This window comes from Streptomyces sp. NPDC127129 (assembly GCF_042671585.1).
In the GTDB taxonomy this organism is placed as follows: Bacteria; Actinomycetota; Actinomycetes; order Streptomycetales; family Streptomycetaceae; genus Streptomyces.
In genome coordinates this window covers 166,259-185,402 of sequence record NZ_JBHXTV010000014.1, presented here as the reverse complement: position 1 = coordinate 185,402, position 19,144 = coordinate 166,259, and the positions used below count along the sequence as shown (strand labels likewise).

The window sequence follows — 19,144 nt, the reverse complement described above, 5'->3', positions numbered from 1 at the left end:
GCCAGGCTCGGTGGGGGCTCCGTTCCGTAAGGGACGGACCCCCGCCGGGAACCGGCAGACAATCAGGAGATAGACGTGATCCAGCAGGAGTCGCGACTGCGTGTCGCCGACAACACTGGTGCCAAGGAGATCCTTTGCATCCGTGTTCTCGGTGGTTCCGGTCGCCGCTACGCGGGCATCGGTGACGTCATCGTCGCCACCGTCAAGGACGCGATCCCCGGTGGCAACGTGAAGAAGGGTGACGTCGTCAAGGCGGTCATCGTTCGCACCGTCAAGGAGCGCCGCCGCCAGGACGGCTCGTACATCCGCTTCGACGAGAACGCCGCTGTCATTCTCAAGAACGACGGCGACCCTCGTGGCACCCGTATCTTCGGCCCGGTGGGCCGTGAGCTGCGCGAGAAGAAGTTCATGAAGATCATCTCGCTCGCGCCGGAGGTGCTGTAAGCATGAAGATCAAGAAGGGCGACCTGGTCCAGGTCATCACCGGTAAGGACAAGGGCAAGCAGGGCAAGGTCATCACGGCCTTCCCCCGCGAGAACCGCGTCCTCGTCGAGGGTGTCAACCGGGTCAAGAAGCACACCAAGGCCGGCCCGTCGCAGGCCGGTGGCATCGTCACGACCGAGGCGCCGGTCCACGTCTCCAACGTCCAGCTGGTCGTTGAGAAGGACGGCAAGAAGGTCGTCACGCGCGTCGGTTACCGCTTCGACGACGAGGGCAACAAGATCCGCGTTGCCAAGCGGACGGGTGAGGACATCTGATGGCTACCACCACCACTCCGCGTCTCAAGACGAAGTACCGCGAGGAGATCGCGGGCAAGCTGCGTGAGGAGTTCTCCTACGAGAACGTCATGCAGATCCCCGGCCTCGTCAAGGTCGTGGTCAACATGGGTGTGGGCGACGCCGCCCGCGACTCCAAGCTGATCGAGGGCGCCATCCGCGACCTCACCACGATCACCGGTCAGAAGCCGGCCGTCACCAAGGCCCGTAAGTCCATCGCGCAGTTCAAGCTGCGTGAGGGCCAGCCGATCGGTGCGCACGTCACCCTCCGTGGCGACCGCATGTGGGAGTTCCTGGACCGCACCCTGTCGCTCGCGCTTCCGCGCATCCGCGACTTCCGTGGTCTGTCCCCCAAGCAGTTCGACGGGCGTGGCAACTACACCTTCGGTCTCACGGAGCAGGTCATGTTCCACGAGATCGACCAGGACAAGATCGACCGTGTCCGGGGTATGGACATCACCGTGGTCACCACGGCGACCAACGACGCTGAGGGCCGCGCCCTTCTCCGTCACCTCGGCTTCCCGTTCAAGGAGGCGTAAGCGAGATGGCGAAGAAGGCTCTCATCGCGAAGGCTGCCCGCAAGCCCAAGTTCGGCGTGCGTGGCTACACGCGCTGCCAGCGCTGTGGTCGTCCCCACTCCGTGTACCGCAAGTTCGGCCTGTGCCGCGTGTGCCTTCGTGAGATGGCTCACCGTGGCGAGCTGCCGGGCGTGACCAAGAGCTCCTGGTAATCCCTTCGTTGGGATGACCGGAGTCTCTCGGTAAGCAGAGGGTTGGCGGAGGCCCACCCCTCCATGGCTTAGGCTAGGAGGGTTGGGCGTCCGTCGCCCGTACGACTTACTACGCCGTAGGTCCCCGCGCCGCACCCGTCCCGCCCCTGTGTGGGGAGAGGGATGGCGCATACAGGAAACCCCGGCGAGAGAGGCCGAAGGCCAATTCATGACCATGACTGATCCCATCGCAGACATGCTCACGCGTCTGCGTAACGCGAACTCGGCGTACCACGACTCCGTGTCAATGCCGCACAGCAAGATCAAGTCTCACATCGCGGAAATCCTCCAGCAGGAGGGCTTCATCACGGGCTGGAAGGTCGAGGACGCCGAGGTCGGCAAGAACCTCGTCCTCGAGCTCAAGTTCGGTCCGAACCGTGAGCGCTCCATCGCGGGCATCAAGCGGATCTCGAAGCCGGGCCTCCGGGTTTACGCGAAGTCCACCAACCTGCCGAAGGTTCTCGGCGGCCTGGGCGTGGCGATCATCTCCACGTCCCACGGTCTCCTGACCGGCCAGCAGGCAGGCAAGAAGGGCGTAGGTGGGGAAGTCCTCGCCTACGTCTGGTAGTCGGGAACGGAGGAATAGCTAATGTCGCGTATTGGCAAGCTGCCTATCCAGGTTCCCGCCGGCGTGGACGTCACCATCGAGGGCCGCACGGTCACGGTGAAGGGTTCCAAGGGCACCCTGAGCCACACCGTCGCCGCGCCGATCGACATCGCTAAGGGCGAGGACGGCGTTCTGAACGTCACCCGTCCGAACGACGAGCGTCAGAACAAGGCCCTTCACGGCCTGTCCCGCACGCTGGTGGCCAACATGATCACCGGTGTGACCCAGGGTTACGTGAAGGCGCTCGAGATCAGCGGTGTCGGTTACCGCGTGGCCGCGAAGGGCTCCAACCTGGAGTTCCAGCTCGGTTACAGCCACCCGATCCTGGTCGAGGCGCCCGAGGGCATCTCGTTCAAGGTCGAGTCGCCGACCAAGTTCTCGGTCGAGGGCATCGACAAGCAGAAGGTCGGCGAGGTCGCGGCGAACATCCGCAAGCTGCGGAAGCCCGACCCGTACAAGGCCAAGGGCGTCAAGTACGCCGGCGAGGTCATCCGCCGCAAGGTCGGAAAGGCTGGTAAGTAAGCCATGGCATACGGTGTGAAGATCGCCAAGGGCGACGCTTACAAGCGTGCTGCTAAGGCCCGCCGTCACATCCGCATCCGCAAGAACGTGTCGGGTACGGCGGAGCGTCCGCGCCTCGTCGTGACGCGTTCCAACCGCGGTATCACCGCTCAGGTCATCGACGACCTCAAGGGTCACACCCTTGCGTCCGCGTCGAACCTGGACGCGTCGATCCGTGGTGGCGAGGGTGACAAGTCGTCGCAGGCCAAGCAGGTCGGCGCTCTCGTCGCCGAGCGCGCCAAGGCCGCGGGTGTCGAGGCTGTCGTGTTCGACCGTGGTGGCAACAGGTACGCCGGGCGCATTGCCGCTCTGGCTGACGCCGCCCGCGAAGCCGGGCTGAAGTTCTAAGCCCCGGTTCCGGGACTAACGGACGTAACAGAGAGAGGTAAATCCAATGGCTGGACCCCAGCGCCGCGGAAGCGGTGCCGGTGGCGGCGAGCGGCGGGACCGGAAGGGCCGTGACGGCGGCGCTGCCGCCGAGAAGACCGCGTACGTTGAGCGCGTTGTCGCGATCAACCGCGTCGCCAAGGTTGTCAAGGGTGGTCGTCGCTTCAGCTTCACCGCGCTGGTCGTGGTGGGCGACGGTGACGGCACCGTAGGTGTCGGTTACGGCAAGGCCAAGGAAGTTCCCGCGGCCATCGCCAAGGGTGTCGAGGAAGCCAAGAAGAACTTCTTCAAGGTTCCCCGCATCCAGGGCACCATCCCTCACCCGATCCAGGGCGAGAAGGCCGCGGGCGTCGTCCTGCTCAAGCCGGCTTCCCCCGGTACCGGCGTTATCGCCGGTGGCCCGGTGCGTGCCGTGCTCGAGTGCGCCGGCGTTCACGACATCCTGTCGAAGTCGCTCGGCTCCGACAACGCGATCAACATCGTGCACGCGACCGTGGAGGCCCTGAAGGGTCTGCAGCGCCCCGAGGAGATCGCGGCTCGCCGTGGTCTGCCCCTCGAGGACGTCGCCCCCGCGGCTCTGCTTCGTGCGCGTGCGGGAGCGGGTGCGTAATGGCTCGCCTCAAGATCACGCAGACGAAGTCGTACATCGGCAGCAAGCAGAACCACCGCGACACCCTGCGTTCGCTCGGGCTCAAGCGCCTGAACGACGTGGTCGTCAAGGAGGACCGCCCCGAGTTCCGCGGAATGGTGCACACCGTCCGCCACCTCGTGACGGTCGAGGAGGTCGACTGACATGGCGGAGAACAACCCGCTGAAGGTCCACAACCTCCGTCCCGCCCCGGGCGCCAAGACCGCCAAGACCCGTGTGGGTCGTGGTGAGGCGTCGAAGGGTAAGACGGCCGGTCGTGGTACGAAGGGCACGAAGGCCCGCTACCAGGTTCCGGAGCGCTTCGAGGGTGGGCAGATGCCCCTCCACATGCGTCTCCCGAAGCTCAAGGGCTTCAAGAACCCGTTCCGCACCGAGTACCAGGTTGTCAACCTGGACAAGCTGGCCGCGCTCTACCCGCAGGGTGGCGAGGTCACGGTGGCCGATCTGGTCGCCAAGGGTGCGGTTCGTAAGAACCAGCTCGTCAAGGTGCTCGGCGCCGGCGAGGTCTCCGTGGCGCTGCAGGTGACGGTCGACGCCGTCTCCGGCTCCGCCAAGGAGAAGATCGCCGCCGCGGGCGGCACCGTCACCGAGCTCGTCTGAGACGACTCGATGGCTTGAACATCCAACCGGGGATGCCTCCCAAAAGGGGCATCCCCGGTTGGTCGTTCCTAGGGGGGCATGGTCGCCGGTAAGGTGGCGTGCACTGTCTAGGCTCCGTGCGGTATGCCCACACGGATTTCACGACCGTTACCTATTCGTCGAACCTCAAGACCGTCACCTCATGCGCATGGCGCGGGGGTCGCAGGAGGCACCGTGCTCACCGCGTTCGCCCGGGCGTTCAAGACGCCCGACCTGCGCAAGAAGCTGCTCTTCACACTCGGCATCATCGTGCTGTACCGGCTCGGGGCACACATCCCCGTCCCCGGTGTCAGCTACCAGGCCGTACAGCAGTGTGTGGACCAGGCGAGCCAGGGCAACAACTCCCTGTTCGGCCTGGTGAACATGTTCAGTGGCGGGGCGCTGCTGCAGATCACCATCTTCGCGCTCGGCATCATGCCGTACATCACGGCGAGCATCATCCTGCAGCTGCTGACCGTCGTGATCCCGCGCCTCGAGGCCCTCAAGAAGGAGGGTCAGTCGGGCACGGCCAAGATCACGCAGTACACGCGTTATCTGACGATCGCGCTCGCCATCCTCCAGGGCACCGGTCTCGTGGCCACGGCACGCACCGGCGCGCTCTTCAGCGGCTGCACGGTGGCCAACCAGGTCGTCCCCGACCAGTCGATCTTCGTCACCGCCACCATGGTCATCACGATGACCGCCGGCACCGCCGTCGTCATGTGGCTCGGCGAGCTCATCACCGACCGCGGCATCGGCAACGGCATGTCGATCCTGATGTTCATCTCGATCGCCGCCGGCTTCCCGGGCGCCCTGTGGGCCATCAAGGAGAGCGGCAAGCTCGCCAAGGGCTGGATCGAGTTCGGCACCGTCATCCTGATCGGCTTCGTGATGGTGGCCCTGGTCGTCTTCGTCGAGCAGGCCCAGCGACGCATCCCGGTGCAGTACGCGAAGCGGATGATCGGCCGCAGGTCCTACGGCGGAACGTCCACTTATATCCCTCTCAAGGTGAACCAGGCAGGTGTGATTCCTGTCATCTTCGCCTCGTCGCTGCTCTACATCCCGGCCTTGATCGCGCAGTTCTCGAACTCCTCCGCGGGGTGGAAGACCTGGATCGAAGCCCACTTCGTCAAGGGTGACCACCCCTACTACATCGCTACGTACTTCCTCCTGATCGTGTTCTTCGCCTTCTTCTACGTGGCGATCTCGTTCAACCCCGAGGAAGTCGCGGACAACATGAAGAAGTATGGTGGCTTCATCCCGGGTATCCGGGCTGGTCGACCTACTGCCGAGTATCTGAGCTACGTGCTCAACCGGATCACTTGGCCGGGCTCGCTGTATCTGGGTCTGATCGCTCTTGTGCCGACGATGGCGTTGGCAGGCTTCGGCGGTGCCAATGCCAACTTCCCCTTCGGTGGGACGAGCATCCTCATCATCGTGGGTGTGGGGCTGGAGACCGTGAAGCAGATCGAGAGCCAGCTCCAGCAGCGCAATTACGAAGGGTTCCTCCGCTGATGCGAATCGTCCTCGTCGGACCGCCCGGGGCCGGCAAGGGTACGCAGGCTGCGTTCCTTGCCAAGAACCTGGACATTCCGCACATCTCAACGGGTGACCTGTTCCGTGCCAACATCTCGCAGGGCACGGAGCTGGGCGTGAAGGCCAAGGCGTACATGGACGCCGGCGACCTCGTGCCCGACGAGGTGACCATCGGGATGGCCAAGGACCGCATGGAGCAGGCCGACGCCGCCAACGGCTTCCTGCTCGACGGCTTCCCGCGGAACGTGGCCCAGGCCGAGGCGCTGGATGTGGTCCTCAAGGCCGAGGACATGCAGCTGGACGCGGTCCTGGACCTGGAGGTCCCCGAGGACGAGGTCGTGAAGCGGATCGCGGGTCGCCGCATCTGCCGCAACGACAGCGCGCACGTCTTCCACGTGACGTACAACGCTCCGAAGACCGCGGGCGTCTGCGACGTCTGTGGCGGTGAGCTCTTCCAGCGCGACGACGACTCCGAGGAGACCGTCCGCCGGCGCCTGGAGGTCTACCACACGCAGACCGAGCCGATCATCGACTACTACCGGGCGCAGAACCTGGTCGTGACGATCTCGGCGCTCGGCAAGGTGGACGAGGTCACCGCGAAGGCGATGGCCGCGCTCAAGAAGTAACCCCGGTTCGTTCGACACGGCCGCGGTGCCCCTCGGGGGCGCCGCGGCCGTATCGTTGTTCTGTCCGTGTACTCGTAGGAAAGGCCCCCGTCACGATGGTGCAGATCAAGACCCCCGAGCAGATCGCGAAGATGCGCGAGGCGGGGCTGGTCGTCGCCGCCATCCACGCGGCCACGCGTGAGGCGGCCGTGCCGGGCGCCACGACGAAGGACCTGGACGAGGTCGCGCGGAAGGTGATCGCGGACCACGGGGCGAAGTCGAACTTCCTCGGGTACGGCGGCTTCCCCGCGACCATCTGCACCTCGGTGAACGAGGTCGTGGTCCACGGCATCCCGGACGAGAAGACCGTCCTCAAGGACGGCGACATCATCTCGATCGACGCGGGCGCGATCGTCGACGGCTGGCACGGCGACGCGGCGTACACGGCGTTCGTGGGCTCGGGCCACGCTCCGGAGCTGATCGAGCTCTCGCGGGTGACCGAGGAGTCGATGTGGGCCGGCATCGCCGCGATGAAGAACGGCAACCGGCTGGTGGACGTGTCGCGCGCGATCGAGACGTACATCCGCCGCCAGCCGAAGCCGGGCGGCGGCAAGTACGGCATCGTCGAGGACTACGGGGGCCACGGCATCGGCACCGAGATGCACATGGACCCGCACCTGCTGAACTACGTCTCGCGCAAGCGCGGCAAGGGCCCGAAGCTGGTGCCCGGCTTCTGCCTGGCGATCGAGCCGATGGTCTCGCTCGGCACGCCCCGCACGGAGGTCCTGAAGGACGACTGGACGGTCGTCTCCACGGACGGCACCTGGTCCTCCCACTGGGAGCACTCGGTGGCCCTGACGGAGGAGGGCCCCCTGGTCCTGACGTCCCCGGACGGCGGCAGGGCGAAGCTGGCGGAGCTGGGCGTCACGGCGGCCCCGGACCCGCTGGCGTAGCCGCTTGCGTAAGGATCTTCTTCCGTGGGCAAACTTCCCGGATTCGTCTTTTCCAGGGCCCTGACGTAGACTGATGCGTCGGCTCTCGTGTACCCGTGTGTCCGCACGCGGATCGAGAGTCGATCAAGGTAGCCGATTCGAAAGGCGAAGCGTGGCCAAGAAGCAAGGTGCCATCGAAATCGAGGGCACCGTGATCGAGTCCCTCCCGAACGCCATGTTCAAGGTGGAGCTCCAGAACGGTCACAAGGTCCTCGCGCACATCTCCGGCAAGATGCGGATGCACTACATCCGAATCCTTCCGGACGACCGGGTCGTCGTGGAGCTCTCTCCGTACGACCTGACGCGTGGCCGGATCGTCTACCGGTACAAGTAGATCTTGCCCGCACCCCGGCTCCGCCGCGGGTGGTGGCACTGACCCGGAGAACCTCACATCCCATGAAGGTCAAGCCGAGCGTCAAGAAGATCTGCGACAAGTGCAAGGTGATCCGCCGTCACGGCCGGGTCATGGTCATCTGCGACAACCTGCGCCACAAGCAGCGCCAGGGCTGACGCACGCCGACCGACCTGCACCCCGCAGTTCTTCGCGCGACGCAAGCAATACGTACATACGCAGAGCCCGCCCAGCCCGCAAGGGTCGGCGGCACCTCCGGCGGGGGCCGGGGACCCGATTCGTACCTCATACGGCGGTCGGGAGCGGCTTTGCGGAAGACCCCCGAACACACAGGAGCCATTGAATGGCACGCGTTTCCGGTGTTGACATCCCGCGCGAAAAGCGTGTGGAGATCGCACTCACCTACGTCTTCGGTATCGGGCGCACCCGGTCCAAGGAGATCCTCGCCTCCACCGGCGTGAACCCGAACACCCGCGTTCGTGACCTGGCCGAAGAGGACCTGGTCAAGATCCGCGAGTACGTGGACGCCAACCTCCAGACCGAGGGTGACCTCCGCCGCGAGATCCAGGGCGACATCCGCCGCAAGATCGAGATCCAGTGCTACCAGGGCATCCGCCACCGTCGTGGTCTGCCCGTGCACGGTCAGCGCACCAGCACGAACGCCCGTACCCGTAAGGGCCCGCGTCGCGCCATCGCCGGTAAGAAGAAGCCGGGCAAGAAGTAGTCCTCAGCGGACGCTTGACCAAGCGGTCTTCGCTGTAGGACCGACCACCTCCCGTAGGAGTTATAGATGCCCCCCAAGGGTCGTCAGGGCGCTGCCAAGAAGGTGCGCCGCAAGGAAAAGAAGAACGTCGCTCACGGCCACGCGCACATCAAGAGCACGTTCAACAACACGATCGTCTCGATCACCGACCCCTCGGGCAACGTGATCTCCTGGGCCTCCGCCGGCCACGTCGGCTTCAAGGGCTCGCGCAAGTCCACCCCGTTCGCCGCGCAGATGGCCGCCGAGTCGGCCGCTCGCCGCGCGCAGGAGCACGGCATGCGCAAGGTCGACGTCTTCGTCAAGGGTCCCGGCTCCGGCCGTGAGACCGCGATCCGCTCCCTCCAGGCCACGGGCCTCGAGGTCGGTTCGATCCAGGACGTCACCCCCACGCCGCACAACGGCTGCCGTCCGCCGAAGCGTCGTCGCGTCTGACGCACGACCGGCAACGGTTGTTCTGAGGGTTGGGCGGTACACCTCTTCGGAGGGGTGCCGCCCGTACCCTTGGTAGTACCTCTCTGTCGGACGTCAAATAGTGGGCGTCCACAACCGAAGGATTCACACCATGCTGATCGCTCAGCGTCCCTCGCTGACCGAAGAGGTCGTCGACGAATTCCGCTCGCGGTTCGTCATCGAGCCCCTGGAGCCGGGCTTCGGCTACACGCTCGGCAACAGCCTCCGTCGTACGCTCCTCTCCTCGATCCCGGGTGCGGCGGTCACGTCCATCCGCATCGACGGTGTCCTGCACGAGTTCACCACCGTGCCGGGCGTCAAGGAGGACGTCACCGACCTCATCCTGAACATCAAGCAGCTGGTCGTCTCCTCGGAGCACGACGAGCCGGTCGTGATGTACCTGCGCAAGCAGGGTCCCGGCCTGGTCACCGCTGCTGACATCGCCCCGCCGGCCGGTGTCGAGGTGCACAACCCCGACCTGGTGCTCGCCACGCTCAACGGCAAGGGCAAGCTGGAGATGGAGCTGACCGTCGAGCGCGGTCGCGGCTACGTCTCCGCCGTGCAGAACAAGCAGGTGGGCCAGGAGATCGGCCGTATCCCGGTCGACTCCATCTACTCGCCGGTGCTCAAGGTCACGTACAAGGTCGAGGCGACCCGTGTCGAGCAGCGCACCGACTTCGACAAGCTGATCGTCGACGTCGAGACCAAGCAGGCCATGCGCCCGCGTGACGCCATGGCGTCCGCCGGCAAGACCCTGGTCGAGCTGTTCGGTCTGGCGCGCGAGCTCAACATCGACGCCGAGGGCATCGACATGGGCCCGTCCCCGACGGACGCCGCCCTCGCCGCCGACCTGGCGCTGCCGATCGAGGAGCTCGAGCTCACCGTTCGTTCGTACAACTGCCTCAAGCGTGAGGGCATCCACTCCGTGGGTGAGCTCGTGGCGCGCTCCGAGGCCGACCTGCTCGACATCCGCAACTTCGGTGCGAAGTCGATCGACGAGGTCAAGGCGAAGCTGGCCGGCATGGGCCTGGCCCTCAAGGACAGCCCGCCCGGATTCGACCCGACCGCCGCCGCCGACGCCTTCGGCGCCGACGACGACGCGGACGCGGGCTTCGTCGAGACCGAGCAGTACTGACAGCTCGGGACCGACAGGTCTCGTTCTTGCTGCGGGCCGGTTCCGGCCGGCCGCGCAGTTCCCCGCGCCCCTCTGGGGGCGCGGGTCTCCGACGGGTAACCGCCCGCTCGGACACTGACACCGGTACCTCACACGGCCGGTGCAGATCACAAGGAGAAACACCATGCCGCGTCCCGCCAAGGGTGCCCGCCTCGGTGGCAGTGCCGCTCACGAGCGTCTGCTGCTCGCCAACCTGGCGAAGTCCCTCTTCGAGCACGGCCGCATCACCACGACCGAGGCCAAGGCCCGCCGCCTGCGTCCGGTCGCCGAGCGCCTGATCACCAAGGCGAAGAAGGGCGACATCCACAACCGTCGCCTGGTGCTGCAGACGATCACGGACAAGGGCGTCGTCCACACGCTCTTCACCGAGATCGCCCCGCGCTACTCCGAGCGCCCGGGTGGCTACACCCGTATCACCAAGATCGGCAACCGTCGTGGCGACAACGCCCCGATGGCTGTGATCGAGCTGGTCGAGGGCGAGATCGCCAAGAAGGCGACCGTCGCCGAGGCCGAGGCCGCCGCCAAGCGTGCCGTCAAGGAGGCCGACGAGGCCGCCAAGGTCGAGGACACCAAGGCCGAGGACGCCGCTGAGGCCCCGGCCGAGGAGTCGAAGGACGCGTAAGCGTTCCGACGATCCTGTGTGCGGGCCCGTACCCCTAGGGGTACGGGCCCGTTCCCGTGATGTTGAGAGGATTGATCGCGTGAGCGACGACGTGCAGGACGGCTTCGTACGGGTACGGCTCGACCTTTCGTACGACGGCAAGGACTTCTCCGGCTGGGCCAAGCAGGCGCAGGGACAGCGGACCGTCCAGGGCGACATCGAGGACGCCCTGAAGACCGTCACCCGTTCCAAGGAGACGTACGAGCTGACCGTCGCCGGCCGCACCGACGCCGGTGTGCACGCGCGCGGGCAGGTCGCCCACGTCGATCTGCCCGTCGAGCTGTGGGCCGAGCACCGGGACAAGCTGCTCAGGCGGCTCGCCGGGCGGCTCTCCCACGATGTACGGGTCTGGCGGCTCACCGAGGCGCCCGCCGGGTTCAACGCGCGCTTCTCCGCGATCTGGCGCCGCTACGCCTACCGCGTCACGGACAACCCCGGCGGTGTCGACCCCCTCCTGCGCGGTCACGTCCTGTGGCACGACTGGACCCTCGACATGGACGCGATGAACGCGGCCGCCGAGCGGCTCGTCGGCGAGCACGACTTCGCCGCGTACTGCAAGAGGCGCGAGGGCGCGACCACCATCCGTACGCTCCAGGAGCTGCGGTGGGAGCGGCGGCCCGGAGGCGTCCTCGAAGCGACCGTGAAGGCGGACGCCTTCTGCCACAACATGGTCCGCTCGCTCGTCGGCGCGCTGCTCTTCGTCGGCGACGGACACCGCCCGGTGGAGTGGCCCGCGAAGGTCCTGGCGGCGGGTGTGCGGGATTCGGCCGTGCACGTGGTCAGGCCGCACGGCCTCACCCTCGAAGAGGTCGGCTACCCGGCCGACGAGCTCCTGGCCGCCCGTAACCTCGAGGCCAGGAACAAGCGCACCCTGCCGGGCGCCGGCTGCTGCTGATCCGGCGCTCCCGCGGGTGTACGGCCGTCTCGGCGGGGTGCCCGCCGAGGCGGCCTCCGCTCAGCCCAGCTGGTTGTAGGAGCCGCCGCGGAAGAGCCCGGAGCTGACGCGCTGCAGGTTGAACGGGGTGTAGCGCTTGCCCGTGCCCTGGAAGTAGTAGGCGGACCTGGTGGCGGCCTCGTAGGCGATGAGGTCGTTCTTGCCGTCGCCGTCGTAGTCTCCGGAACCGATCAGCTCGCTGTAGCGGTTCCAGCCGCCGCCGATGCGGGTGCGGCCGGTGAAGGTGCCGTCGCCCTTGCCGAGGTAGAACCAGAGGACGCCGTCCTTGTCGCGGGCGACGAGGTCTCCGGGGGCTGCTCCGGCGATGTTGCCGACGGCGGTGAGCTGGTTGTAGACGCCCCAGCCGGTGCCGATCTTCTTGCGGGCGGAGAAGGGGGCGTTGGTGTTTCCGGTGGAGGCGTAGAGGTAGAGGGTGCCGGTCCTGTCGGCGGCGAGGAGGTCGGGCCGGCCGTCGCCGGTGTAGTCGCTGCCGCCGGTGAGCTTGTCGTAGGTCTGCCAGCCACCGCCGACCTTCACGCGGGGGGTGAAGCCGCCGTTTCCGTCGCCCTGGTAGAGCCAGAGGACGCCGTCCTTGTCGCGGGCGACGAGATCGGTGGCGGGGGAGCCGGCGATGTCGCCGGTGGTCTCGATCCGGTCGTAGATCTGCCAGCCACCGCCGATCCTGGCCTCCGCCACGTTCTTCTCGTCCGTGTAGCGGTCGTTACGGTAGGTGGTGTCGGACCACAGGGTGCCGGAGGCGTCCCGGGCGAGCAGGTCGGTCGAGCCGTTGTCGTCGAAGTCGTGCATCTTGGGGGAACGGGCGAGGGTGAAGGTGCCCGACCGCTTCAGGGCGGGTCCGACACCGATGGAGGACGAGGCGGTCATCTCCCAGGTGTACTCGCCGTTGTAGGCGGAGATGCGCGCGGCCGAACCGTCGGGGTTCGTGATGTCGAACCGGTCCCCGGACCACGTCCGGAAGGGGAAGCCGCCGGGGTGCCAGCCGTCCCAGCCGCCGGACTCGTCGAAGAGGTCGGTGGTGCGGTGCTGGGTCACTCCGGTCCGGACGTGCCGCAGCGTGAAGTCCACCGTCGTGTTGCGGTGGTTGAAGTACCAGGTGAAGTAGGGGCCCCAGTCGTTGGCGTCCAGGTCGACCGTTCCTGAGGGCACCTCGGCCGGGCTCATCTCGGCCGTCTCGGTCGGGGCCCCGGTGCTCGCGACGAATGTGGCGGCGGGCTTGCCGTCCTGGCCCTGCGCGATGCGGTAGGCGCCGTCGCCCGAGCCGAGCAGGCCGCCGCTGACCAGCAGGCTGCCGGCGGCAGCTTCGGTGGCCATGGTCTGGAAGTGGTCGAGGAGCGTGACCGGCTCGCCGGTCCCGCTCGCCAGGTTCAGCGCGCGCAGGGAGTGGATCGGCGACGGCTTGGTCGCCCAGGTGCCGTTCAGTCCGTAGACGAGCCAGTCGCCGACCAGGCCGACCGACGGACGGGACTTCGCCGGGCCGAGATCGACGGCCCTCTCCTCGCCGGTGGCGCGGTCCCGGACGATCGCGCGCGCGTGTCCGGTCGCCGCGTCGTGCTCGCTCCAGGCGAGGCGGGTCGCGGAGACGGAGACGCGCACGCCGTCCAGGCTGTACGGGCGCTTCGGCAGGCTCGGGGTCGCGAAGGTTCCGGTGGCCTCGGCCGTGGCGAAGTCGACGAGTGCGTGGCGCTCGGTCTCGTCGGCGCCGGTGAAGCTGACCAGGCCGTGCGTACGGTCCCCGGCCCAGACGCCGAAGTTCTTGGCACCGGTGGGCAGGCCGGTGACCTGGCGGCTGCCCTCGGCGGTGTGCATCCACAGGGTGGTGCCGTCCGTCGTGGTCTTGGCCGTGAAGACGGCCCCGCCCGCGAGGCCCACCTCCTCCCTGTTGTCGGCGGGCAGGACGAACGTGGCGCCCGTCGCCATGTTCACCGCCGCGTGCTCGAGGTAGTCGAAGTAGAGGTCGCCGCCGAACGACTCCGTCTGTCCCCCGACCGGCGAGGTCTTGCCGTCGGCGTAGCGCGTCCAGGAGAACCCGTCGCGCGTGGCCTCGTTCGCGGAGAAGAAGCCGGCGGCTCCGGCGCTCAGGACCTGGGCGTTGAAGGGAATCCGGGCGACGCCGTCCCGGGTCTCCGCCGCGGCGAAGACCGCGCCGGGCGCGGCCACGGCCGCCGGGACGCTCAGGACACCGGCGCCGAGGGTGACGGCGAGGACCGTGGCCACGGAGCCGGCGATGCCGCGTCGGGGAGCGCGTACGGAAAGCAATCTTCCTCCTGGGGAGCACCTGGGTCGGTACGCACGGGAGTGCGTATCACCAGGGTCGACACGCCATCAGGGGGGAAAGTTGTACGAGCCGTACGATCACGAGGCGACGGCCTCAGGCCCGCACGGGCGGCGCCCGCCTACTCCTGGGGAGCGCCCGCCGCCGCGGAGGCCTGGGACTTGCCGCGGGCGTAGATCTGGTTGAAGGCGAAGGTGCCCAGGTCGTCGCTGGCCTGGAAGACGCCCTTGTCGGACGTGGTGACCTTCTTGCCGTCGGTGAAGCCCGCCTGGGTGAAGTACGCGTACCGGCCGATCGAGTTCGCCCGGCGCAGACAGACCGTGGCGCGGCAGAAGTCCTTGACGCCCGCCCCGGCGAGTGGCGCGATGCCGCCGCTGGCCTGGTTCTTCGCCTTCAGGGCGGCCGCCTCGGTGGGGAACACGGCGACGCCGACGGTGATGGCCACCCCGTCCTTCACGTACGTGGCGCGGATCACCCGGTCGCAGCCGTTCTTCTTCAGGACCGCGCCCAGACCCCCCTGCGTGACGCTCGCGCAGTCGGCCGTCGAGGAGGTCGCGCCCTTCGTGTAGGCGCGGCCGCTCATGGTCAGCTTCTTGCCCGGGAAGAGGCCCTCGGCGCTCAGCGGCGCCTTGTCCTTCTTCTCGTCCGAGATGTAGTCCTTGGGGTTGGGCGGGGGCGGCGGCGCGACGGAGGAGAACGACGGGCCGGGCGTGGGGGAGCCGCTGGGGGCGGCCGAGCCGGTCGGGGTCACCGTGCCGTTCTTCGCCGTGCCGTTGCCCTTGTTGCTGTTCACCACGGCCGTGGCGACGACCGCGCCGACCACGAGGGCCGCGAGCACGCCACCGCCGACCACCAGCCAGCGCTTACGGCGCCGTCCGGCCGCGGAGGCGTCGGCGAGGGCGCCCCAGTCGGGTGTCCCGCCGTCCGTGGCGCCCGGGAAGGGGCTCGGCTGTCCCCCTGGGCCCTGCGGCCCGTACTGGTTCCCGTACTGCTGTCCGTACTGCTGCTGTCCCGGCTGCTGCGGCTGCTGCCCGTACGGCTGCTGCGGCTCCTGCGGCCACTGGGGTCCCCCAAAGCTCATGCCGCGCATCCTAAACCGGTTGGGCGCAGGCGGTGCGGGCGGCGACAATGCCCCCATGGGACATGTCGAGGCCGCGCATCTGGAGTACTACCTTCCCGACGGGAGGGTCCTGCTCGCGGATGCCTCCTTCCGGGTCGGGGAGGGCGCGGTCGTCGCCCTGGTCGGGGCCAACGGCGCCGGGAAGACCACGCTGCTCCGCATGATCGCCGGGGAGCTCCAGCCGCACGGCGGCTCGGTGACCGTGAGCGGCGGGCTCGGTGTGATGCCGCAGTTCGTCGGCTCGGTCCGGGACGACCGTACGGTTCGTGACCTGCTGGTCTCCGTGGCCCAGCCGCGCATCCGCGAGGCGGCGAAGGCGGTGGACGCGGCCGAGCACCTGATCATGACGGTCGACGACGAGGCCGCGCAGATGACGTACGCGCAGGCCCTCAGCGACTGGGCGGAGGTCCAGGGGTACGAGGCCGAGACCGTCTGGGACATGTGCACCATGGCGGCGCTGGGCGTCCCGTACGAGAAGGCGCAGTTCCGGGAGGTCCGCACGCTCAGCGGCGGCGAGCAGAAGCGGCTGGTCCTGGAGTCGCTGCTGCGCGGCACCGACGAGGTGCTGCTCCTCGACGAGCCGGACAACTACCTGGACGTCCCCGGCAAGCGGTGGCTGGAGGAGCGGCTGCGGGAGACCCGTAAGACCGTGCTCTTCATCTCCCACGACCGGGAGCTGCTCGCCCGGGCCGCGCAGAAGATCATCGCGGTCGAGCCGGGCCCGACCGGGTCGGACGTCTGGGTGCACGGCGGCGGCTTCGAGACCTTCCACGACGCCCGGCGCGAGCGGTTCGCCCGCTTCGAGGAGCTGAAGCGGCGCTGGGAGGAGAAGCACGCGCAGCTGAAGAAGCTGGTGATCAACCTGCGGCAGGCGGCGGCGGTCAGCCATGAGATGGCGTCCCGGTACGCGGCGGCGCAGACCCGGCTGAGGAAGTTCGAGGAGGCAGGCCCGCCGCCGGAGCCGCCGCGCGAGCAGGACATCCGGATGCGGCTGCGCGGCGGCCGGACCGGTGTGCGGGCGGTGACCTGCGAGAACCTCGAGCTGACCGGTCTGATGAAGCCGTTCTCGCTGGAGATCTTCTACGGGGAGCGGGTCGCCGTCCTCGGCTCGAACGGGTCCGGCAAGTCGCACTTCCTGCGTCTGCTGGCCGGGGACCCGTCCGTGGCCCACACCGGCGAGTGGAAGCTCGGCGCGCGGGTCGTGCCGGGTCACTTCGCGCAGACCCACGCCCACCCGGAGCTCCTGGGCCGCTCGCTCGTCGACATCCTCTGGTCGGAGCACGCGAAGGACCGGGGCGCGGCGATGTCGGTCCTGCGGCGGTACGAGCTGGAGGGGCAGGGCGACCAGCCCTTCGAGAAGCTCTCGGGCGGCCAGCAGGCCCGCTTCCAGATCCTGCTCCTGGAGCTGTCCGGCACGACGGCGCTGCTCCTGGACGAGCCGACGGACAACCTGGACCTGGAGTCCGCGGAGGCGCTCCAGGACGGCCTGGAGTCGTACGACGGCACGGTGCTGGCCGTCACGCACGACCGCTGGTTCGCGAAGACCTTCGACCGGTATCTCGTCTTCGGCTCGGACGGGATCGTCCGGGAGACCTCCGAGCCGGTGTGGGACGAGCGACGGGTCGAGCGGGTGCGCTGACGGCGGATGCCGCCGGGTCCTCAGGGCTTCTGCGGGAGCAGGACCAGGCGGCCCCGCACGCCGCCCGCCGCCAGGCGCTCGTGGGCGTCCCGCGCCGCCGCGAGGGGGAGAGTGGCCGCGACCCGTGGGGTCAGGGTGCCGGCCTCGGCGAGGGCGGCCAGCGCCGCCAGGGCCCGGCCGTCGGCGCGGATCCAGATCTGGTGGACCCGGGTGCCCCGCAGCGGGACCGGGGCCCCGCCCGCGACGAGCGCCGCGAAGGCTCCGCCGGAGCGCACGCCGTCGAGGGCTGTCGCTCCCAGGACCGCGGCGTCCACCGCCCCGGCCACGCCCCCGGGTACCAGCGCGCGGACCGCCTCCCCGAGGCGGTCGGCCGTGTCCGGCACGAAGCGCTCCGCCCCCAGGCCGCGGACGAGCGCCTCGTCGTTCTCCCGGGCGGACGCCACGACCCGCAGCCCGCGCGCGACGGCGAGCTGCACGGTGTGGCCGCCCACCGCTCCCGCCGCTCCGGTGACCAGCAGCGTCTCGCCCCGGGAGAGCCCGAGCGCGTCGAGGGCCTGGAGGGCGGTGAGACCGCTCAGCGGCAGCGTGGCGGCCGCGGCGGCGGAGACGCCCGCGGGGGCCGGGGCGAGGGCGCGGGCGTCGAGCACGACCTGCTCGGCCTGGGTGCCGAGCGGCACGTCCAGGCGGTCGTGCAGGCCGATGACCCGGTCGCCGGGGCGCGGCTCGGCGACCCCGGGTCCCGTCTCCTCGACCACGCCCGCCACGTCCCAGCCGAGGCCGGTCCGTGCCCGTGCGGGCATCAGCCCGGCGGCCGCGAGCGCACCGGAGCGTGTGGCCAGGTCCACGGGGTTGACCGTTGCCGCCTCGACGCGGACCCGGACCTGTCCGGGGCCCGGGGGCGTGGGGGCGGGTACGTCGGCGATCCGCAGGACCTCCGGTCCGCCGAAGGAGTCGATGACGAGGGCGCGCACGGCGGCCGCCTTTCCATGGAAGGACTGTTGCCGCGAACCTAGGGAGAGCTACTCTCCGTGGGGAAGTACGTACCCGGGAGTGCGTACCGCACGGGGAGGGGCGCCCATGGCCACGCGTACCGCCGCGCAGCAGCGTGAGGAGGCGCGTCGCGCCTATGACGCCTACCTCGCCGAGTGCCCCGCCCGGCAGCTGCTCGACCGGATCGCCGACAAGTGGGTCACCCTGGTCCTGAGCGCCCTCGCCGACGGCCCGCGGCGCTACAGCGACCTGGGCCGCACGATCGCCGGCGTCAGCCAGAAGATGCTCACGCAGACACTGCGGGCGCTGGAGCGGGACGGCCTCGTGGCCCGGTCGGTGACGCCGTCCGTGCCCGTGCGGGTGGACTACGAGCTGACCGCGCTCGGGGTGAGCCTGCTGCCGGTGGTCCGGGCCGTGAAGGACTGGGCGGACGGGCACATCGAGGAGGTCCTCGCCTCGCGGGAGGCCTACGACGGGGCGCCGCGGGACGGGCGGGTGCGCTGAGCCGGGACGAGCGGGTGCGGTGGGCCGGGACGAGCTCGCGCGGTGCGCCGGGACGAGCGGGCGCGGTGGGCCGGGCAGGGCGGAGGCGTTTTGACCCGTCCGGGGTGGCGCGGGTACTGTTGCGGTTTGTTATGCGTATTGGCTTCGTCGTTCTCACGCGAAGGGCCCTTACGCAGGTTCCCTGGAGCAGTTACCAGTGGCTCGCATACGGGCGGTGTTCCCGGCAGTGCAGGCCCCAGCTGCATGATCGCTTCAGGTGTGTCTGGACTCCATCCACTGAAGAAGCGAAGGCTACGAAGTGCGTACGTACAGCCCCAAGCCCGGCGATGTGACTCGCCAGTGGCACATCATCGACGCGCAGGACGTTGTCCTGGGCCGTCTGGCGACGACGGCTGCGAACCTCCTCCGGGGTAAGCACAAGCCCGTCTACGCGCCCCACATGGACATGGGCGACTTTGTCATCATCATCAACGCCGACAAGGTCCACCTCTCCGGCAACAAGAAGACCCAGAAGCTGGCGTACCGCCACTCCGGCTTCCCGGGTGGTCTGCGCTCCGTCCGCTACGACGAGCTGCTGGACAAGAACCCCGAGAAGGCCGTCGAGAAGGCCATCAAGGGCATGATCCCCAAGAACACCCTGGGCCGTCAGATGCTCTCGAAGCTGAAGGTCTACGCGGGCGAGAACCACCCGCACGCTGCCCAGCAGCCGGTCCCGTTCGAGATCACCCAGGTCGCGCAGTAGTTCCGGCCACACCCCTAAGAAC

At 68.6% G+C, this 19,144-nt stretch carries 26 protein-coding genes; 23 read left to right on the top strand and 3 right to left on the bottom strand.

Going from position 1 to position 19,144, the window contains the following annotated elements; translation table 11 throughout:
* The first annotated feature begins 75 nt into the window (after window positions 1-75).
* The 20 genes from rplN to truA all read left to right on the top strand — a co-directional run bounded on the left by rplN (window position 76) and on the right by truA (window position 11,795).
* Window positions 76-444: a 50S ribosomal protein L14 gene (gene rplN / locus ACFVGW_RS26135; RefSeq protein WP_003956455.1), complete on the top strand. Its 369-nt coding sequence runs from the start codon at window positions 76-78 to the stop codon at window positions 442-444.
* A gap of 2 nt (window positions 445-446) precedes the next feature.
* Window positions 447-758, top strand: coding sequence for a 50S ribosomal protein L24 (gene rplX / locus ACFVGW_RS26130; protein WP_015035583.1), 312 nt, complete (start codon window positions 447-449; stop codon window positions 756-758).
* Complete coding sequence (rplE, locus tag ACFVGW_RS26125; RefSeq protein WP_260229393.1) at window positions 758-1,315, top strand: 50S ribosomal protein L5; 558 nt, start codon at window positions 758-760, stop codon at window positions 1,313-1,315. Before rplX ends, rplE begins: the two co-directional genes overlap by 1 nt.
* Before the next feature lie 5 nt (window positions 1,316-1,320).
* Window positions 1,321-1,506, top strand: a complete 186-nt coding sequence (locus ACFVGW_RS26120) for a type Z 30S ribosomal protein S14 (RefSeq protein WP_003948630.1) — start codon at window positions 1,321-1,323, stop codon at window positions 1,504-1,506.
* Between the two features lie 208 nt (window positions 1,507-1,714).
* Window positions 1,715-2,113 (top strand): 30S ribosomal protein S8, encoded by a 399-nt coding sequence (rpsH, locus tag ACFVGW_RS26115; RefSeq protein WP_158989430.1) that lies wholly within the window; start codon window positions 1,715-1,717, stop codon window positions 2,111-2,113.
* Window positions 2,114-2,134: 21 nt separating this feature from the next.
* Window positions 2,135-2,674, top strand: a complete 540-nt coding sequence (gene rplF, locus ACFVGW_RS26110) for a 50S ribosomal protein L6 (RefSeq protein WP_352188390.1) — start codon at window positions 2,135-2,137, stop codon at window positions 2,672-2,674.
* Window positions 2,675-2,677: 3 nt separating this feature from the next.
* A complete protein-coding gene (gene rplR, locus ACFVGW_RS26105) occupies window positions 2,678-3,061 on the top strand; it encodes a 50S ribosomal protein L18 (RefSeq protein ID WP_352188391.1) in 384 nt (127 codons plus the stop codon).
* Window positions 3,062-3,107: 46 nt separating this feature from the next.
* Window positions 3,108-3,710 (top strand): 30S ribosomal protein S5, encoded by a 603-nt coding sequence (gene rpsE / locus ACFVGW_RS26100; RefSeq protein ID WP_015035588.1) that lies wholly within the window; start codon window positions 3,108-3,110, stop codon window positions 3,708-3,710.
* Window positions 3,710-3,892 (top strand): 50S ribosomal protein L30, encoded by a 183-nt coding sequence (rpmD, locus tag ACFVGW_RS26095; protein WP_005313525.1) that lies wholly within the window; start codon window positions 3,710-3,712, stop codon window positions 3,890-3,892. The genes rpsE and rpmD overlap by 1 nt, the downstream gene beginning before the upstream one ends.
* Before the next feature lies 1 nt (window position 3,893).
* Window positions 3,894-4,349 carry a 50S ribosomal protein L15 gene (gene rplO, locus ACFVGW_RS26090; RefSeq protein ID WP_361445400.1) on the top strand — a complete coding sequence of 152 codons (456 nt, stop codon included), beginning with the start codon at window positions 3,894-3,896 and terminating at the stop codon, window positions 4,347-4,349.
* Between the two features lie 213 nt (window positions 4,350-4,562).
* Window positions 4,563-5,882, top strand: coding sequence for a preprotein translocase subunit SecY (secY, locus tag ACFVGW_RS26085; protein WP_385853671.1), 1,320 nt, complete (start codon window positions 4,563-4,565; stop codon window positions 5,880-5,882).
* Window positions 5,882-6,529 carry an adenylate kinase gene (locus tag ACFVGW_RS26080; RefSeq protein ID WP_383223110.1) on the top strand — a complete coding sequence of 216 codons (648 nt, stop codon included), beginning with the start codon at window positions 5,882-5,884 and terminating at the stop codon, window positions 6,527-6,529. Before secY ends, ACFVGW_RS26080 begins: the two co-directional genes overlap by 1 nt.
* A 95-nt stretch (window positions 6,530-6,624) precedes the next feature.
* Entirely contained in the window at window positions 6,625-7,461 is an 837-nt protein-coding gene (gene map, locus ACFVGW_RS26075) for a type I methionyl aminopeptidase (protein WP_352188395.1), read from the top strand.
* Window positions 7,462-7,612: 151 nt separating this feature from the next.
* Window positions 7,613-7,834, top strand: a complete 222-nt coding sequence (infA, locus tag ACFVGW_RS26070; RefSeq protein WP_003956442.1) for a translation initiation factor IF-1 — start codon at window positions 7,613-7,615, stop codon at window positions 7,832-7,834.
* A gap of 62 nt (window positions 7,835-7,896) precedes the next feature.
* Window positions 7,897-8,010, top strand: coding sequence for a 50S ribosomal protein L36 (gene rpmJ / locus ACFVGW_RS26065; RefSeq protein ID WP_003956441.1), 114 nt, complete (start codon window positions 7,897-7,899; stop codon window positions 8,008-8,010).
* 185 nt (window positions 8,011-8,195) lie between these two features.
* Entirely contained in the window at window positions 8,196-8,576 is a 381-nt protein-coding gene (gene rpsM / locus ACFVGW_RS26060) for a 30S ribosomal protein S13 (RefSeq protein WP_005313488.1), read from the top strand.
* A gap of 66 nt (window positions 8,577-8,642) precedes the next feature.
* Window positions 8,643-9,047 carry a 30S ribosomal protein S11 gene (gene rpsK / locus ACFVGW_RS26055; protein WP_003956432.1) on the top strand — a complete coding sequence of 135 codons (405 nt, stop codon included), beginning with the start codon at window positions 8,643-8,645 and terminating at the stop codon, window positions 9,045-9,047.
* 130 nt (window positions 9,048-9,177) lie between these two features.
* Window positions 9,178-10,200 carry a DNA-directed RNA polymerase subunit alpha gene (locus ACFVGW_RS26050; protein ID WP_003966937.1) on the top strand — a complete coding sequence of 341 codons (1,023 nt, stop codon included), beginning with the start codon at window positions 9,178-9,180 and terminating at the stop codon, window positions 10,198-10,200.
* A gap of 163 nt (window positions 10,201-10,363) precedes the next feature.
* Window positions 10,364-10,861 carry a 50S ribosomal protein L17 gene (rplQ, locus tag ACFVGW_RS26045; RefSeq protein ID WP_352188396.1) on the top strand — a complete coding sequence of 166 codons (498 nt, stop codon included), beginning with the start codon at window positions 10,364-10,366 and terminating at the stop codon, window positions 10,859-10,861.
* Between the two features lie 79 nt (window positions 10,862-10,940).
* On the top strand, window positions 10,941-11,795 hold the full coding sequence (gene truA / locus ACFVGW_RS26040; RefSeq protein ID WP_385853670.1) for a tRNA pseudouridine(38-40) synthase TruA: 855 nt from the start codon (window positions 10,941-10,943) through the stop codon (window positions 11,793-11,795).
* Between the two features lie 60 nt (window positions 11,796-11,855).
* On the opposite strand, the gene ACFVGW_RS26035 is transcribed toward truA, so the two are convergent.
* Both ACFVGW_RS26035 and ACFVGW_RS26030 read right to left on the bottom strand, forming a co-directional pair.
* Entirely contained in the window at window positions 11,856-14,111 is a 2,256-nt protein-coding gene (locus ACFVGW_RS26035) for an FG-GAP repeat domain-containing protein (protein ID WP_385853669.1), read from the bottom strand.
* A 137-nt stretch (window positions 14,112-14,248) separates the two neighbouring features.
* The gene (locus tag ACFVGW_RS26030) at window positions 14,249-15,208 is read right to left on the bottom strand and encodes a hypothetical protein (RefSeq protein WP_383573092.1); all 960 of its coding nucleotides are present in this window, start codon (window positions 15,206-15,208) and stop codon (window positions 14,249-14,251) included.
* A gap of 55 nt (window positions 15,209-15,263) precedes the next feature.
* Here ACFVGW_RS26030 and ACFVGW_RS26025 point away from each other — a divergent pair, with 55 nt between their 5' ends.
* On the top strand, window positions 15,264-16,886 hold the full coding sequence (locus ACFVGW_RS26025; protein WP_383223119.1) for an ABC-F family ATP-binding cassette domain-containing protein: 1,623 nt from the start codon (window positions 15,264-15,266) through the stop codon (window positions 16,884-16,886).
* 20 nt (window positions 16,887-16,906) lie between these two features.
* Here the strand turns inward: ACFVGW_RS26025 and ACFVGW_RS26020 are convergent, their stop codons facing one another.
* Entirely contained in the window at window positions 16,907-17,857 is a 951-nt protein-coding gene (locus tag ACFVGW_RS26020) for an NADP-dependent oxidoreductase (protein WP_385853668.1), read from the bottom strand.
* A 106-nt stretch (window positions 17,858-17,963) separates the two neighbouring features.
* Here ACFVGW_RS26020 and ACFVGW_RS26015 point away from each other — a divergent pair, with 106 nt between their 5' ends.
* Complete coding sequence (locus ACFVGW_RS26015; RefSeq protein WP_385853667.1) at window positions 17,964-18,380, top strand: winged helix-turn-helix transcriptional regulator; 417 nt, start codon at window positions 17,964-17,966, stop codon at window positions 18,378-18,380.
* A 298-nt stretch (window positions 18,381-18,678) separates the two neighbouring features.
* Window positions 18,679-19,122 (top strand): 50S ribosomal protein L13, encoded by a 444-nt coding sequence (rplM, locus tag ACFVGW_RS26010; RefSeq protein ID WP_015035600.1) that lies wholly within the window; start codon window positions 18,679-18,681, stop codon window positions 19,120-19,122.
* Window positions 19,123-19,144 lie beyond the last annotated feature (22 nt).

Bases quoted from the DNA above. Each gene is read 5' to 3' on its own strand.
- rpsH (WP_158989430.1), top strand. From the start codon at position 1,715: ATGACCATGACTGATCCCATCGCAGACATGCTCACGCGTCTGCGTAAC.
- ACFVGW_RS26025 (WP_383223119.1), top strand. From the start codon at position 15,264: ATGGGACATGTCGAGGCCGCGCATCTGGAGTACTACCTTCCCGACGGG.
- ACFVGW_RS26050 (WP_003966937.1), top strand. From the start codon at position 9,178: ATGCTGATCGCTCAGCGTCCCTCGCTGACCGAAGAGGTCGTCGACGAA.
- rpsM (WP_005313488.1), top strand. From the start codon at position 8,196: ATGGCACGCGTTTCCGGTGTTGACATCCCGCGCGAAAAGCGTGTGGAG.
- rpmD (WP_005313525.1), top strand. From the start codon at position 3,710: ATGGCTCGCCTCAAGATCACGCAGACGAAGTCGTACATCGGCAGCAAG.
- rpsE (WP_015035588.1), top strand. From the start codon at position 3,108: ATGGCTGGACCCCAGCGCCGCGGAAGCGGTGCCGGTGGCGGCGAGCGG.
- ACFVGW_RS26015 (WP_385853667.1), top strand. From the start codon at position 17,964: ATGGCCACGCGTACCGCCGCGCAGCAGCGTGAGGAGGCGCGTCGCGCC.
- rplO (WP_361445400.1), top strand. From the start codon at position 3,894: ATGGCGGAGAACAACCCGCTGAAGGTCCACAACCTCCGTCCCGCCCCG.
- rplQ (WP_352188396.1), top strand. From the start codon at position 10,364: ATGCCGCGTCCCGCCAAGGGTGCCCGCCTCGGTGGCAGTGCCGCTCAC.
- ACFVGW_RS26080 (WP_383223110.1), top strand. From the start codon at position 5,882: ATGCGAATCGTCCTCGTCGGACCGCCCGGGGCCGGCAAGGGTACGCAG.
- rpmJ (WP_003956441.1), top strand. From the start codon at position 7,897: ATGAAGGTCAAGCCGAGCGTCAAGAAGATCTGCGACAAGTGCAAGGTG.
- map (WP_352188395.1), top strand. From the start codon at position 6,625: ATGGTGCAGATCAAGACCCCCGAGCAGATCGCGAAGATGCGCGAGGCG.
- rplF (WP_352188390.1), top strand. From the start codon at position 2,135: ATGTCGCGTATTGGCAAGCTGCCTATCCAGGTTCCCGCCGGCGTGGAC.
- rplE (WP_260229393.1), top strand. From the start codon at position 758: ATGGCTACCACCACCACTCCGCGTCTCAAGACGAAGTACCGCGAGGAG.
- rplX (WP_015035583.1), top strand. From the start codon at position 447: ATGAAGATCAAGAAGGGCGACCTGGTCCAGGTCATCACCGGTAAGGAC.
- ACFVGW_RS26120 (WP_003948630.1), top strand. From the start codon at position 1,321: ATGGCGAAGAAGGCTCTCATCGCGAAGGCTGCCCGCAAGCCCAAGTTC.
- rpsK (WP_003956432.1), top strand. From the start codon at position 8,643: ATGCCCCCCAAGGGTCGTCAGGGCGCTGCCAAGAAGGTGCGCCGCAAG.
- ACFVGW_RS26030 (WP_383573092.1), bottom strand. From the start codon at position 15,208: ATGAGCTTTGGGGGACCCCAGTGGCCGCAGGAGCCGCAGCAGCCGTAC.
- rplR (WP_352188391.1), top strand. From the start codon at position 2,678: ATGGCATACGGTGTGAAGATCGCCAAGGGCGACGCTTACAAGCGTGCT.